The organism is Roseibium album, from assembly GCF_001404515.1.
Taxonomy (GTDB): Bacteria; Pseudomonadota; Alphaproteobacteria; order Rhizobiales; family Stappiaceae; genus Roseibium; species Roseibium album.
In genome coordinates this window covers 364225-378654 of the sequence record NZ_CXWE01000004.1, presented here as the reverse complement: position 1 = coordinate 378654, position 14430 = coordinate 364225, and the positions used below count along the sequence as shown (strand labels likewise).

15 protein-coding genes and 1 pseudogene are annotated in these 14430 nt (G+C 55.7%); 6 read left to right on the top strand and 10 right to left on the bottom strand.

Features of this window, described 5'->3' with window-relative positions; all coding sequences use genetic code 11:
- Positions 1-91: 91 nt before the first annotated feature.
- The gene (locus LA5095_RS15080) at positions 92-565 is read right to left on the bottom strand and encodes a YHS domain-containing (seleno)protein (RefSeq protein WP_082442417.1); all 474 of its coding nucleotides are present in this window, start codon (positions 563-565) and stop codon (positions 92-94) included.
- Positions 566-787: 222 nt separating this feature from the next.
- On the opposite strand from LA5095_RS15080, the gene LA5095_RS15075 reads away from it, so the two are divergent.
- Positions 788-1375: a TetR/AcrR family transcriptional regulator gene (locus LA5095_RS15075; RefSeq protein ID WP_055116283.1), complete on the top strand. Its 588-nt coding sequence runs from the start codon at positions 788-790 to the stop codon at positions 1373-1375.
- Positions 1376-1614: 239 nt separating this feature from the next.
- Here the strand turns inward: LA5095_RS15075 and LA5095_RS15070 are convergent, their stop codons facing one another.
- Positions 1615-2052 (bottom strand): hypothetical protein, encoded by a 438-nt coding sequence (locus tag LA5095_RS15070; RefSeq protein WP_144436002.1) that lies wholly within the window; start codon positions 2050-2052, stop codon positions 1615-1617.
- Positions 2053-2217: 165 nt separating this feature from the next.
- On the opposite strand from LA5095_RS15070, the pseudogene LA5095_RS33525 reads away from it, so the two are divergent.
- Together LA5095_RS33525 and LA5095_RS15065 are read left to right on the top strand one after the other, a co-directional pair.
- Positions 2218-2508: pseudogene (locus tag LA5095_RS33525) on the top strand (winged helix-turn-helix domain-containing protein); the annotation flags it as partial.
- A 96-nt stretch (positions 2509-2604) separates the two neighbouring features.
- Positions 2605-3840, top strand: a complete 1236-nt coding sequence (locus LA5095_RS15065; protein ID WP_235814784.1) for a tetratricopeptide repeat protein — start codon at positions 2605-2607, stop codon at positions 3838-3840.
- 202 nt (positions 3841-4042) lie between these two features.
- Here LA5095_RS15065 and LA5095_RS15060 read toward each other — a convergent pair whose 3' ends face one another.
- Complete coding sequence (locus LA5095_RS15060) at positions 4043-4651, bottom strand: pyroglutamyl-peptidase I (protein ID WP_055116277.1); 609 nt, start codon at positions 4649-4651, stop codon at positions 4043-4045.
- Entirely contained in the window at positions 4648-5646 is a 999-nt protein-coding gene (gene meaB, locus LA5095_RS15055; RefSeq protein ID WP_055116275.1) for a methylmalonyl Co-A mutase-associated GTPase MeaB, read from the bottom strand. The genes LA5095_RS15060 and meaB overlap by 4 nt, the downstream gene beginning before the upstream one ends.
- Before the next feature lie 356 nt (positions 5647-6002).
- Here meaB and LA5095_RS15050 point away from each other — a divergent pair, with 356 nt between their 5' ends.
- Positions 6003-6719, top strand: coding sequence for an FkbM family methyltransferase (locus tag LA5095_RS15050; RefSeq protein ID WP_055116273.1), 717 nt, complete (start codon positions 6003-6005; stop codon positions 6717-6719).
- Positions 6720-6801: 82 nt separating this feature from the next.
- Here LA5095_RS15050 and LA5095_RS15045 read toward each other — a convergent pair whose 3' ends face one another.
- The 5 genes from LA5095_RS15045 to LA5095_RS15025 form a co-directional block, all read right to left on the bottom strand.
- Positions 6802-7281 (bottom strand): DUF1131 family protein, encoded by a 480-nt coding sequence (locus LA5095_RS15045; protein WP_235808759.1) that lies wholly within the window; start codon positions 7279-7281, stop codon positions 6802-6804.
- 256 nt (positions 7282-7537) lie between these two features.
- A complete protein-coding gene (locus tag LA5095_RS15040) occupies positions 7538-8119 on the bottom strand; it encodes an LOG family protein (protein ID WP_055116269.1) in 582 nt (193 codons plus the stop codon).
- Between the two features lie 47 nt (positions 8120-8166).
- A complete protein-coding gene (locus LA5095_RS15035) occupies positions 8167-9555 on the bottom strand; it encodes a dipeptidase (RefSeq protein ID WP_055116268.1) in 1389 nt (462 codons plus the stop codon).
- 100 nt (positions 9556-9655) lie between these two features.
- The gene (locus LA5095_RS15030; protein WP_055116266.1) at positions 9656-10609 is read right to left on the bottom strand and encodes a cation transporter; all 954 of its coding nucleotides are present in this window, start codon (positions 10607-10609) and stop codon (positions 9656-9658) included.
- Positions 10610-10614: 5 nt separating this feature from the next.
- Positions 10615-12174, bottom strand: coding sequence for a helicase HerA-like domain-containing protein (locus LA5095_RS15025; RefSeq protein ID WP_055116912.1), 1560 nt, complete (start codon positions 12172-12174; stop codon positions 10615-10617).
- Between the two features lie 89 nt (positions 12175-12263).
- Here LA5095_RS15025 and LA5095_RS15020 point away from each other — a divergent pair, with 89 nt between their 5' ends.
- Both LA5095_RS15020 and LA5095_RS15015 read left to right on the top strand, forming a co-directional pair.
- Complete coding sequence (locus tag LA5095_RS15020) at positions 12264-12737, top strand: DUF2780 domain-containing protein (RefSeq protein ID WP_306360701.1); 474 nt, start codon at positions 12264-12266, stop codon at positions 12735-12737.
- A gap of 45 nt (positions 12738-12782) precedes the next feature.
- Positions 12783-13190: a DUF4332 domain-containing protein gene (locus LA5095_RS15015; protein ID WP_029061543.1), complete on the top strand. Its 408-nt coding sequence runs from the start codon at positions 12783-12785 to the stop codon at positions 13188-13190.
- A gap of 116 nt (positions 13191-13306) precedes the next feature.
- Here the strand turns inward: LA5095_RS15015 and LA5095_RS33240 are convergent, their stop codons facing one another.
- Positions 13307-14008, bottom strand: coding sequence for a helix-turn-helix domain-containing protein (locus tag LA5095_RS33240; protein ID WP_029061544.1), 702 nt, complete (start codon positions 14006-14008; stop codon positions 13307-13309).
- Positions 14009-14430 lie beyond the last annotated feature (422 nt).

Here is a 14430-nt window from a genome sequence, read left to right as displayed (position 1 = left end):
CAAGGAAAGACCTGGCCTGAAAGGCAAGCGAAAACCGGCCGGGACGCGTCCCGGCCGGTGTTTAATCGATCCTTGGGGGCATTCAGACCGATTAAAGTTCGCTCGGATCGGTTTCTTCGATGCTGGTCCAGTTATCGTCAGCGGACTTGACGAAACCGGGGATATCCTTGTTCCAGCGTTCCTGAATGCTCTCGGACAGGTTCAGGTAAAGCTTGCCGTCAACGATTTTCCAGAGATCCGGGTCGCCGTCCACCTTGACGCCCATGGCCGTGCCGAAAGCGCAGAAGCCGCCATATGCCGGAAGGTACTTTTCCGGGTTCTGCTTGAAGAGATCCCGGTTGGCTTCTGAAACGAAACGGTAGGTTGCACCGTTATGGACCTCGGTGATGGAGAAATCGCCGTCCTGAGGAGCGCCGTTGGTGAAGTAGGTAACCGGGTCAACTCCACGCAGGGCAAGACCGGTGATTGTGGCATTTACGTCGAACCCTGCACCGAAGGCGCTGGAAACGAGACCGGAGACAACGACAAGAGCAGCAACAGAGCCGCGGATCATGTTCTTAAGCATATAAAACTCTCCCAGGAGTCTGCCTGAAACAGGCGTTGAATTTTGGCCGGCACGGCAGGGTTTGCGCTGACAGGAGTTTTTCGGTACCATTCGGTTCCAAACTGAACAGAGCTGCCCACCCCGTGCCGGTGAAATGAACATATGGTTAGGAACCAATCGGTACAAAACACAAGCGCGTGAGGTTCTGGTGAGCCTTTCGTGAAGAGGTGCCGAGGACAAAGAATGGCAAGACCACGTGAATTCGACCCTGAAGAAGCGATGGACAAGGCCATGGGCCTTTTCTGGGATGTTGGTTATGAGGAAGCGTCGCTGACAGAACTTCTTGCCGCGATGGAAATCACCAAAGGATCCTTTTACAAGGCCTTTCAGGACAAACAGTCGGTCTATCTGGCATCGCTCGACCGATACAACAGCAAGGTCATCAGCGGAACAGTGTCCTATCTGGGCGATAGCGGACAGGGAACCGGCCGGGAAAGGATACTCGGCCTGTTCGCCATGGTTGCGGATGCGGTGAAAAGGGACGGTGACCGGCTGGGCTGTTTTCTCTGTAACGCACTGATTGACAAGGCAGCCGAAGGAGGCGAGGCCGAAAGCAAGCTGCAAGCCATGGTTCACCGGCTGGAAAACGCTTTCTTCCAGGCAGTGACAGATGACGGGTCCGCTGGTGAGAAAGAGGCGCGAGAAACGGCGCGTGGCATCCTGTCCGCCTATTTCGGTCTCAGGGTTCTCGGACGTGCCGGCCTTTCCGGTGAGATGGCAATGGATTGCATCCGGCAGGTGGAGTGGCTCCTCTACCGGGTGAAGACGTGAACGCGCTTCACGAACGGACCCTCCCGACCTGAAGAAGAAAGGTTTGACCGGTCTGCGCACAAACGGCCCCTTGGAGCCCACCGGATGGATCAGCGCATCCGGACGGATACTCGTCGCTCACCAGGAGGAGGTGAAAACTGGAAGAGCTTACTGTCTCTCCGGGCAACGCGACAGCCGACACAGGTGTCTAAATCCCCGCGTTGACGAACTGCAATCGCGATAGACCGGCCAGGGCCTGCCTAATCACCGAGAGTGACGTCTCCGACGAGTTTCGTAATGCGCCGATTTCCCGGGAGCGCTTCCGTTATGGCAGTGCCGGCACCGGAAAGATCCTGATACCTGCCGGATCCGCTCAGGATTTGCCAGGTATTGCCGTTCGGTTCGGTATCGAAGCGCAGTATGAACGTATCCTCGCCATCGCCATGCATGCAGATGCCGTTTCCCGCAAGTCCCTTAGAGCCCCAAAATCCTGCGCCGTGGCATTCGACGGCCATTGATTCAATAGGCCCTTCGGTCACTTGGCTGACCCCTTGGAATTTTACCATCCAGTAGCCTGAGGACTCGTCAATAGGCCACAATTGGGTCTCGGTGACGTATGTGTTCGTTGCTTCGAACTTTTCTGCTGCTGATGCCGCCATTGGGACCAGAGCCAAGACAAAGGCAATGAGTTTCTTCATGATATCGATCTCCGCATTCACGCCCGGTTCACCAGTGAACCGAACTTCAACGCAGACAAGATCCCGGTTTCCCGCCGCCTTCGTCCTGAATATTCGTTTTCAGCTTCCTGAAATCACCTGAAATCCGCTATGACTGGTTGAGTATTTCCACATTTCCGGGGACGCATGGACGATTCTCAGCGCTCATTCCTGATGCTCGGGTCTGTGCGATTTGACCGCGGGGCGCGCCGTTTGATTGATGCGCAAGGCCAGGACCTGCCGCTGAGACCTCAGTCTCTGGCGGTTCTGGGTGTCCTTGCCAACAACAAAGGCGAGACAGTATCCAAAAATGATTTAATCGCGTCAGCCTGGGGTGCGACACATGTCACGGACGACAGCCTGATCCAGTGTATTGCCGATATCCGCCGAGCGATCGGGGACGAAGGCCACTCAATCATTCAAACGGTACCGCGTGTCGGATACAAACTGGTGCCAACACAATCGGAGCCTGAAACCGCATCTCGCGTGAATTCGCGTTGGCTTCTGCCAGCCTCCGCCCTCGCGGTGCTGGTCGTGATAGCGCTTGTCGCGACATGGATGGCGCTGTTACGACCCTCTGGGATGCCTTCACGCCCGTCGATTGCGGTCTTGCCGTTTGAGCATATCAGTGATGACCAATCTCAGGCCTTTTTTACGGATGGAGTGTCGAAGTCGATCACGACAAACCTGTCCAGATTCGAAGGGCTTTTTGTTGTCTCCAGCTATTCGGCCTTCCAGTACCGTTCCAGCAAAAAGCTACTGAAAGAAATCGCGAGCGACCTCGGCGTGCGCTATCTGCTCACCGGGGATGTGCAACCAGTCCAGGAACAGCTGTTAATCACGGCACAACTTACAGACACCACGAATGGCAAGGTGGTCTGGGCTGAGGAATACACCTTGTCGCGCTCGAATGTGCTGGCGGTGCAGAATGAATTGAGTTCGCGTATTGCCACGACGCTTGTCCAACGGGTCGAATTGGCCACATCGCAATGGGCCAGGTCTGTGACGCCTGAGGACCTGACGGCATATGAGCTGGTATTGCGGTCCGAGCCACCGCCTGTTGATCGAGATGGGCTGAACGCGGCAAATGAATTACTTGATCGCGCCATTGCCCTGAGCCCGGATTTCACACTTGCCCATTCGCTTAAGGCAAAGAATGACTTGCTGCTGTGGCGGCATTCGCTTGCTGAAGACCTGGATGAGGCGTTGCGGCAGGCTCGAGCCTCTGCCGCCCGAGCGATCGCCCTGGATAATAGCAGCTACCAGGCCTACCATGCTTTGAGCCAGATCGATCTCTATGCGGATCAAGATCACACACAGGCTCTGGCCAATCTTGCGAAGGGGCTGGAGATCAACCCGAACGATGCTGACATGATGGTGCGTATGGCGACACTGCTTGGCTTCATGAACCGCGACAAGGAGGCGTTGGATTGGATCGAAAGGGCGGTGCGTCAAAACCCGTACCACCCGGTTTGGTATCACTGGAACGCGGCCTTTGTCCTTGAAGTTGCCGGTGAACACGAAAAGGCAATCGTAGCGAGCAAGAAGGCTCTGGCGGTTTATCAGACCAGCGCGTCGATCCGGCGTATCCTGATCGCTGCACATGGTCATTTGGGCCAATGGGAAGAGGCGCAACGGTACGCTGATGAAATACTGAAGGAATTCCCGGACTTCAGGCTGTCTTCACACATGCGAAACTCACCCTTCATGGATCCGGTGGAGAAATCGGAATATTGGGAGCTGTTTCGAAAAGCGGGTTTGCCAGATTAGAAGTCCGGCCCACCCGGGTCTGACTTTCTCACAGAAAATGCAGCGTCCCGAAACTGGGCTCTGACAGGCAAATGCGGGCTGCATGGCTTCCGGGTGGTGAAATTCAGCAGTCAGTCTGCCAAGACTGCAGCGCCGTTGCCTCGAAATTTGATCGACAATAACCTTCAAGAAACCGGTTTTGTTTGGGCTACCGGATGAGGGCTTACTGGAGCCTTCTTGCGGTCTCCTTCAGCAGCCTGACGGCAGCTTCCTCAATAACCGGATAAGCAGGCCTCGTATCTCTCTTGCCCCTGGGAAGCGATGGTACATGCACGAATATGCTCGGAATGGCGGACTCGATGGAGTCCCACAGCGTTGCGTTGCAAAGATAAGTCCCGGCGTCCGTCGAGAGCTCGGCAGGGGCACCGGCGGCACGGGCCGCATCGCGAAGGGCGCGGGCAGGCAAGGTGGACGATCTGGTCCACTCGTTTTCATTCATGAGCTCTGGCCTGCACGGAGACTGACCTGCCGCATCAGGCCGCACGCGTGTCGCACGATTGACTGCGCGGGTTTCGATATTCATGGTTCGGCGCGTTCCGTCGACACCGAAATGCACGATGGCGTCCGGTCCGATGTCATTGCGCAATTTTGCTGTGACTTGCTGCCGTGCCGCCCAGGTTGTCGGCAGGACGTGAAAGACGAATTCGACACCGGACTGATGTCCTCCGAGCCTCAGGGGAAGACGCTTCATGAGACGTTGGGTCGGATTGACCGGAGCACCTGGAAATGGTGAAAAACCGGTCACAAGAACAGTCTTGCGGGTGTTCTTCATTCTTTCAGTCCCATGAGTTCTGCCAGTTCATCGACCGCCAATGAAACAGCCGTTGTTCCGTCCCGCACGCACTCTTCGAGGACATTCAGACGCTCGGCGGTTTTCCGGTTGGTTCTGAGTGCTGCCGTCATGCGTTGCTGCAACAGATCCCACATCCAGGCGACTTGCTGACGGCTGCGTTTTTCCTGCCATTCACCGCTGGCCTGCATGCGTTCCCTGTAGAGCCCGGTCTGTGCCCACAGTGTATCAAGACCCTCGTTCGCGAGGCCCGAGATCGTGATGACCGGAGGAATCCAGTTTGGCGATTTCGGTGCCAGAATGTGGAGAGCCGCCCGGTAGTCGGAGGCGGCAGAGCGCGCGCGCAGGGCGCCATCTCCGTCCGCCTTGTTGACGGCGATCATGTCGGCAATTTCCAGAACACCCTTCTTGATGCCCTGCAGTTCGTCGCCGGCGCCGGGCAGCATCAAGACCAGAAAGAAATCGACCATGTCGGCGACCGTCGTTTCCGACTGGCCGATACCGACCGTTTCAACCAGGATGACATCGAAACCGGCCGCCTCGCACAGGAGCATGGTCTCGCGTGTTTTCGCGGCAACGCCGCCAAGGGTTCCGGCGGAGGGGGAGGGGCGGATATAGGCGCCCGGGTCGGTTGCGAGCCGTGCCATTCGGGTCTTGTCGCCAAGGATCGAGCCGCCTGTGCGCGTCGACGAGGGGTCGACGGCCAGGACAGCCACCTTGTGCTCGGCGGCCGTCAGTTTGGAGCCTAGCGTGTCGATGGTCGTCGACTTGCCGACGCCCGGTACACCCGTGATGCCGATCCGAAACGCCTTTCCCGTCAACGGCAGCAGGTCCTGAATGAGCTGATGCGCCAGGTGACGATGCTCGGCCCTTTTCGATTCCACCAATGTGATCGCACGCGCCAAAGCGGCGCGTTTGCCCGATTTCAGCTCCTCGGCGAGCAATTGAGGATCAAGTATTTTTGGCTGTGCAGTCATGTCAAAGGCTTAAACCAGGATTCGGCAAAGGTCACGGTGCCTTTTGGGTCAAGGGCGGCTGAGCGCTGAAAGTGCCGACATCGGCAGGTTTACTCCGCGCGGACCGGTCACTTCCGATTTGAACAATTTCCTCGATGTTTTGAAAAGGAGTTCCAGGCCGCATGAGACCATGTCGCGTTTGCGCGAAACAGTGTGGTGTCTCAATTGTTGAGGACGTTCCGAAGCAAGGTTTACGAGGCGGCCGGAAGCCGGTAGATGGTGGCATGCAAGGGTGCCGTTCGACTGTGGGGTCACTTTCAGCGAACCGAATAATCCGGAGCTAGATTGCGATGGAACGTAAGAACAAGGGGTGAGCGATGTTTGGTTTCGGGCGATATGTCAAGGAACGCTTCCGCGCGCATCTCAAGTCGCTTTTCGGAACTCCGGAAGAATTGTCCTACTCACCAAGCAAGCTGGACAGGAAAGTACTCAAGTACATTTCCCACGATGGTGGCTACTTTATTGAATTGGGTGCCAATGACGGCGTTTCTCAGTCCAACACCATGTTGCTTGAAGAAAAGTATGGATGGCGCGGATTGTTGATTGAAGCGATACCGCACAAGTATTTTGAGTGCAGAAAAAACAGGTCGGAAACAAATGACTACTGTTTTGCGGCAGTCGTGGATGAAAATTTCTCGGGCAAATTTGTGGAACTGAGCTACGGCAATCTCATGACTATTCCCGAAACAAGTCATTTGAACAAACAGGACCATATTGCCGTGGGTTCACGGTTCCTCAGAAAAGGAGAGGAAACCATCGTTTTCGGCGCGGCAGCCCGCACGCTGACAAGCATCCTGGACGAGGTGGGTGCTCCCAGTTTGATCAACCTGTTTTCACTGGATGTGGAAGGTGGCGAACTGTCTGTACTCAAAGGCATAGATTTTGACAGGTATTCTTTTGAGTATATTCTGATTGAAACCTTCGATCTTGAGGAAATCAAAAGCTTCCTGCAAGTTCATGATTATGAATACATAGAGAAATTTACTGATCACGACTACCTGTTTGGCTTGAAAAACAGGTGTCAAACAAATTGAATGCTTCAGGTTTCCTTGGCTGAATTTGACAGATGGCGAATGGTTCGATTCTCGAATTCAGCAACCTGTTCCCGTCCTGAATTTAGCTCTTCGGCGTCCACAGAATACGTTGAAGCTCAGCACTGCGCAGCTCCTTGGATGGGGGCAGGCGGTCGAAAGGGCCCTGGTAGCCGGGAATGGCATAAACGAGTTCGACATTCGGATGGCCGGTCGAGTCGCAGATTGCCATGCCGCGCCAAAGGTTCTTGCCGGCCCGGCATTTGGAGCGGTTTGTACCGATATCTGAAAACGTCATGCCGATGCGTTCTCCGTTGGGACCCTGAAGGTGATGGGTCACGCCGTGAACGGATCTGATCTTGCCGTTTTGCCCCTTGAACACCTGCAGGACCTGGAAGCCGTCGGTGTTGAAGGCCGCAAGCGCCCATTCGGTCTTGTTTTCAACTGCCGTCTGAATACCTTCGGTGGTAAAGCCGGGCAGTGCGGATTCGATCGCTTTCGAACCGTAACGGGTCTGGGGCGTGATGCCACCGACATTGTCCTCGGTAATCTGAACGAGGGTCACGTTTGAAGTCTGGACCAGTCGACCCGTAGTCCCATCGAAGTCAGCTGAAGGTGAACAGGCTGATACGGCAATGGCGGCCATAACCGGTATGGCATTCAAAAAACGAAGACACATAGACAAGACACACATAAATTATTGAAGGCCGTGCTTTGCGCACGGTGCTTACAAGGGTTTAACAACTCAGGATTTTTTTGCAATTGCAAAGCCCGGTGCTGTGGAAAGTCGGCACCGGACCTTGAGGTTCGTCAACAATGGCTCAGGTTTCGTCCTTCTTGATCCACTTTGGTGTGCTTGGAGGTTCGTAGCCCTTGAACAGGTCGATCAATGCTTCCGGCGTCTCGGCGATCTGGACCATGTCGCGCATCACCTGTTTCGTGAATTGCTCGCCAGTCTGGTGGTCGAGAAAGGCGATCAGGTGATCGTAGTAGCCTTCAACATTCAGGAAGCCGCAAGGTTTTTGATGATAGCCGAGCTGTCCCCAGGTCCAGACTTCGAAAATCTCCTCAAGAGTTCCCGCGCCGCCGGGCAAGGCGATGAAACTGTCGGAAAGATCGGCCATCAAGGCCTTGCGCTCATGCATTGAGCCGACGAGGTGGAGTTCGTCGAGGCCTTCGTGACCGATTTCCTTGTTCTGCAAGGCCTTGGGCAGTACACCGACGACTTCACCACCTGCCGCAAGCGCGGCGTCGGCAACAGTACCCATCAATCCGACCTTGGCACCACCATAGACGAGCCGATAGCCGTTTTCGGCGATAACGCGGCCGGTGTCCCTGGCCGCGTCGGCATAAATATCGCGCGCGCCGAAACTGGAACCACAAAAGACGCAGATGGATTTCATGTGTTTTTCCTGTAAAAAACCATTTGGAGCACGGAAGTGACCGGTCTCTAGTTCTTCGACAATTCATCCAGAACCCGCGCCCAGGAGCGAATGCCCTTGTGGAAGCTGGTCAGGTTATATTTTTCGTTCGGCGAATGGATCTGGTCGTCTTCCAGCCCGTATCCGATCATCAGCGTGTCCATGCCAAGCATGCGCTTGAAATCACCAACGATTGGAATGGAGCCGCCCATTCCGGTAAGTGCAGCGTCCTTGCCCCACTCTTTCTTCAAGGCGATTTCGCCTTTCTCCAGAGCAGGCATCTTGAAGTCGAGCCTGAGGGCAGGGCTGCCTTCCTTGGCAATGAAATCGACCGAACAATCCGCGGGCACCTTGGAGCGGACATAGTCGCGGAAAGATGCCTGGATCTTGTCCGGATCCTGATCGCCAACGAGGCGGAATGTGAACTTGGCATGGGCTTGTGCGGGAATGACGGTTTTTGATCCTGCACCCTGGTAGCCACCCCACATGCCGTTGACCTCGACAGTCGGGCGGGACCAGAGGTGTTCCAGCGGTTTGCGATCGTTTTCACCGCGTGGGTACTTCAGGCCGACTTCTCCGAGAAATTCCTCGACGGAAAATCCGAGTCCATCCCACATTTTGCTGACATCTTCCGGCAGCTCAATCACACCGTCATAAAAACCCGGCAGCGTGACTTTTCCATTGTCGTCGTGAAGACCTGCGATAATTGCCGCGACGATGTGATTCGGGTTTTGAGCGGAACCGCCATACATGCCCGAATGAAGATCACGGCTTGCCGCCTTTACAATGATCTCATCTCCCACCATACCGCGCAGCATCACGGCAATGGCAGGCGTCTCTGCGTCCCACATGCCGGTATCGCAAACAAGTGCGAGATCGCAGGAGAGTTCCTCCTTGTGTGATTTGAGAAACGGTTCCAGGGAAGGAGAACCGGATTCTTCCTCACCCTCGAACAGGATCGTGACGTCGATCGGCAGATCTCCGGTCTCTTCGATGTAGGCACGCGCGGCTTCGACAAATGTCATCAACTGCCCCTTGTCGTCCGAAGAGCCCCGGGCAACGATGACCTTGCTGCCATCTTCACGGGTCTTGATTTTCGGCTCGAACGGGTCCTGCTCCCAGAGTTCCAGCGGATCGACGGGCTGAACATCGTAATGGCCGTAAAACAATACGTGAGGTCCGGGTTTTCCCGACTTGCGGTGACCCACCACCATTGGATGACCGGCGGTATCCCTCACGGACGCTTCAAATCCGATCGAATTCAGCTCGAGGGCGAGCCAATCGGCTGCTTCACGGCACGGGGCGGCGAATTCGGGGTCGGTGGAAATGCTCTTGATCTTGAGAAGATCGAACAGGCGGTCGAGGCTGGATTCGAAGTTGGACTCAATGCGCGCCAAGACCTTGTCGATGGAACTCATGACGGATCCTTGAATTTGGAACAGATAGGTGAGGCCGGAACATAATTGGCCTGTCAGAATGCCCTAACAGGCCACAAGCGTGCGCGAAGCGCAATCGGTTTCAACCGTTTTTTGGAAGAAGCGTTTGAGAGGCGGGGAGTTGACCGCGGGCCGTCACGATGACTTCGGCACGGGTCGGTCCAATCAAGTTTTCAAGCCGCTCGGAAAGTTCGGATTGAAATTCGTCAATCTCCATTGCGAGAACAGGCTTTTCAGGGTCGATATAAACGGCGGCATAGTGCATGCGCCCGGCCTGCAGCACAGCTGCCCGTTGAAGCCGGAAGCCCTTTTCGCGCGCGAGATCGCGTGCCGCGCGCAAGACCTTGGCGTATGTGTCACCCGGCGCGCTGACCCCGGCCAGGTCCGCGAGTGTCTTGCGGAATGTTGCCATTGGTTGCCAGATAATCGCCAGTATCAAAACAAGCACGATGACCGCGTCTCCGATCGGTACATATGGACCGAGTGGCGTGTCTTCCAGAAAGGGCAGTGACAGAAGTGCAGCGCCCGCGCCAACACTGAGCGCACCGTCTATCATCGCGGCTTTGGATTCGGTTTTCAAAAGAGCGCTGCGCTTGCCTGTCGCTTTGTAGGCGCGGTGGTAATTGAATGCCAGCGCGAGGCAGATAATCACAATTCCGACCGAGTAGAAAACGATCGGTCCGAACACCAGTTCTGGTACCTCTCCGCCGGTGAAGAAAGTCCAGATCTTGAGGCCTGATACAACAGCTGCAAACACCAGAATACCAACAAGAATGAGGCTTCTGAAGGTGACGTAGAGTACTTCGTCGAAATCGTGACCCCATGGGCGGCTGCGGGTTGGCGGCAATCCGACCCGGGCTCCGATGCGCGCGGCAGCAATGGCGGAAACGAAATTGACCGCTGAATAAAGCCCATCCACCATCATGGCGTCGGATCTTGAGAGCCAGGCTGTCAGGACGCCGGCAAATGCCATGAACAGATTTGCCCACTTGCCGACGGTCAGGGCGTTGCGTTCGGTGTCCCGGTTGTCGGCCATGCGTCTCAGTTTCCGCGTTTCAGGGATCCCATCAGACCACGAACAAGCGCACGGCCCAAGGAGCTTCCGAGGCTTCTGGCAGCAGACTTCAGTCCAGCTTCCAGAACCGTATCCCGCTGGCTTCTGCGTCGCGAGCGTCTGTCGATGCTGTCTTTTTTCGGACGGTCGTCGCGGCCGAAATCCGGCAATTCAAAGCCGGACCGGGAGCGTCGGGGCTCGCCATGTTTGCGGGCGTGCTTTTCTTCCTTGTCGCGGCTGCGCTGCTCCTGGCGCTGCTCTTCCTCAGCGCGGCTCATCAGGATTTCATAGGCTGATTTTCTGTCCTTGGCCCGCTCGTAGACGCCGAACACCGCGCTTGATTGGATAAGGCTGCGCCGCTCCGCCTGCGTGATGGGCCCAAGCCGGGAAGAGGGGGGACGGATCAATGTCCGTTGAACGATCGAAGGAATTCCCTTTCCTTCAAGTGTCGAGACCAGGGCTTCACCGACGCCCAGTTCGGTTATGACGCGTTCGGTGTTGAGATCGGGGTTCGGCCTGAATGTTTCCGCCGCCGCTCTCACCGCTTTCTGATCGCGCGGCGTAAATGCGCGCAGTGCGTGCTGGATCCGGTTGCCGAGCTGCGCCAGAACAGTCTCGGGAATGTCGAGCGGGTTCTGGGTCACGAAGTAAACACCGACGCCCTTGGAACGGATCAGGCGCACGACCTGCTCAACTTTTTCGACTAGAGCTTTTGGCGCACCACTGAACAGCAGATGGGCTTCGTCAAAGAAGAAGACCAGTTTGGGTTTTTCCGGGTCACCGATTTCGGGCAGTTCCTCGAAGAGTTCCGACAGAAGCCACAAGAGAAAGACAGCGTAGAGCCTGGGCGATGTCATCAGCTTGTTTGCAGCGAGAACGTTGACGACACCGCGGCCATCCGGCCCGACCCGGATGAAGTCCCGGATATCAAGCGCCGGTTCGCCGAAGAAATTCTCGCCTCCCTGCCGCTCCAGAACGAGCAACCGGCGCTGGATTGCTCCAATCGATGCCTTGGAGACATTTCCATAGAGGGTAGACAATTCGGACGCACGTTCGGCCACATGAGCCAGCATGGCGCGCAGGTCCTTCAGATCAAGCAGCAACAGCCCTTCGTCGTCAGCCAGTTCGAAGAGGACGTTCAGAACGCCTTCCTGGGTATCGTTCAGCTCCAGAAGGCGCGACAGAAGCAACGGTCCGATTTCAGAGACAGTGGTCCGGATCGGGTGTCCCTGTTCGCCGAGCAAATCCCAGAACACGGCGGGAAACGCCTCATAAGTGTAGGACTCCGAGATGCCGATGTCTCTGGCTCGTTTTTCAAGAAAGTCCTTGGATACCCCTTTTGCGGCGAGCCCTGACAGATCTCCCTTGATGTCGGCGCAGAACACCGGCACGCCAGCTTTTGAGAATCCTTCGGCGAGTATCTGAAGCGAAACGGTTTTACCGGTGCCGGTGGCGCCCGCGATCAAGCCGTGCCGATTGGCAAGTTTCAGCGCCAGTGTTTCGTCCTTGGCGCTGGCGCCAATGTAAATGCTGTTCTTTGCCGTCACGGTATCCCCCGAATCCTTCACACTTTCCACAAATCTAGCAAAGGCCCTGAAAAAAAGCGCGCCCGTGATGCAGTGTCCGGTCGACGTCGATCGGCAATTGCATATATAGAAACGCCGGGCAGCGTGTCCGAACCCGGACCACAAGAATTCATCGCAAGCTGGAGAACAGTATGGAAGAGCTCGTCAGCCGTGTAATGTCGGCAGCCGGAATTGACAAAGACCTGGCGACAAACGCAGTCGGCATCATTCTGAATTTCCTCAATAAAGAGGGCCCCGAAGACAAGATGAAGCTCATATTTGACGCCTTGCCGGGCGCTGCGGAACTTGTGGCGGGCCGCCAGGACGCAGGATCGGGCGGTGGTCTGATGGGTGGTCTGGGCAACATGATGGGTGGCAAGATGGGCGCCATGGCAGCGCTCAGCGAGTTGAACGGTGCAGGCCTCGACATGGGCGGAATTCAAAGTGTTGTGAAAGAACTGGTTTCCTATGCTAAGGAAAAAGCAGGGGACGACGTTGTGGATGAAGTTATTTCACAAATTCCGGGGTTGAGCCAAGTCGTCTAACTGCCCCAGGGTTCGACCGCCGGTCTTATAGGGAGTTCAGTGCGCATGTCTTATTCGATCGATGAAATCGAGGGCATCGGCCCGACTTACGCAGCGAAACTGAGTGAATTGGGCATCAAGACGACGGAAGCATATCTTGAACGCGCAAAGGACCCGAGCGGACGCAAGGCGCTGGAAAAGGATACCGGAATCGACGGCAAGCGAATCCTGAAGTGGGCCAACATGGCCGACCTGATGCGGATCAGCGGTGTTGGTGAGGAATATTCCGAGCTGCTCGAAGCGGCTGGTGTCGATACCGTGAAGGAATTGAAACACCGCAATGCGGCCAACCTGGCCACCAAGATGAGCGAAGTGAACGAGGAAAAGAAACTTGTTCGTCAGGTTCCGAGTGAAAGCCAGGTGACGAAATGGGTCGAGCAGGCAAAAGAGCTGCCGGCGATGATGACCTACTGATCAGAAACGGCAAAGACCCGAATAGTGAAAGGCGCGTCAATGACGCGCCTTTTTGTAATTCATCGCGGTATGCCGCCTGCCAACGTTATGTTGTTCACATCGAGCAAGCGAAGCAATCAGACGCTGATCTGTCCGTATCGCAGCGCTTCGACAACCGTATGGGTCTTGTTCGACGCGTTCAGTTTCACGCTGGCATTTTGAAGATGGGCGTGGACGGTTCTTTGCGAAATATCCAGCACGTCAGCGATTTCGCCTGCTGTCTTGCCGTAGGCGGTCAATTCGAGAACCCTGCGTTCGCGGTTCGAGAGCGCGCCGGGCCGCTGGCCTGAAATGACACCGAGTTCACGAAGCCGGGAGAACGCGGCAGCCGACAGAACTTCCAGATTTGCCAGATCGTACTTGTTCACCTGCAGTGACGGACCGCTTGCGAAAACGAACGCCTGGAACGGATAAAGTTCTGTTACCGGAACCACGACGATCTGACTGCCTTCACCTGCCGAGGCGAGGAGGTCGGAATGTTCCATGTCGCCGGCACTGATCGTCCAGACCCGGGCCCGGTTCGATCCGAGGCCAAGCATCAGGGCGCTGTCATTTGCCGATAATGACGTGCTTTCGATGCCGTCATTGCGCTGATCGGGCCAACGAAACCGCTGGACAAGGTTGTCAATCGGCCGGTTCGGCATCGGAAGGCCGGTGATCAGAATATGTGTCGCCCCCATGCGGCGTAGATTGGATTCCAGTATATCGAGAACATGGTGGGCCGCATTTGCCTCTGAGATAGCTCTCAGCTTGCTCTTCAATTCCGTTTGATCAAGCATTGTGCACATCCTTGGCGACTAAATTTGCCGCGCGCTTGCGATCGCAATGGAATTATCCACTCACGCCGCTGATGGGTTAAGTTCTGACTTTGTCCTGCCCGTTTTGGATAAAGATCAAAGCCCGGTGCCGCACATTTTTGTTGGGGGGGTATATTTCCCCATGCGTCGGCCTGATAACGCTACAATACAATTGATGATCGTACCAATAGGGAAAACTGGCAAAGTTTGCGAATTGCGCCAATAAATTGACAATATGCCTACATTTTTGCCGCTGCAGACCTGTTTTGCGTATTGTTTTTTTTGTCTGGAGCTGAAATTGGCAATGCGCACAATTTGCGCTTTTGGTTCGATGGCAACGAATCATCACGGTTCACCGCGATCGCATGCGCGGCGATGTGAGGGTTTGCCGCAAGTCCAACATC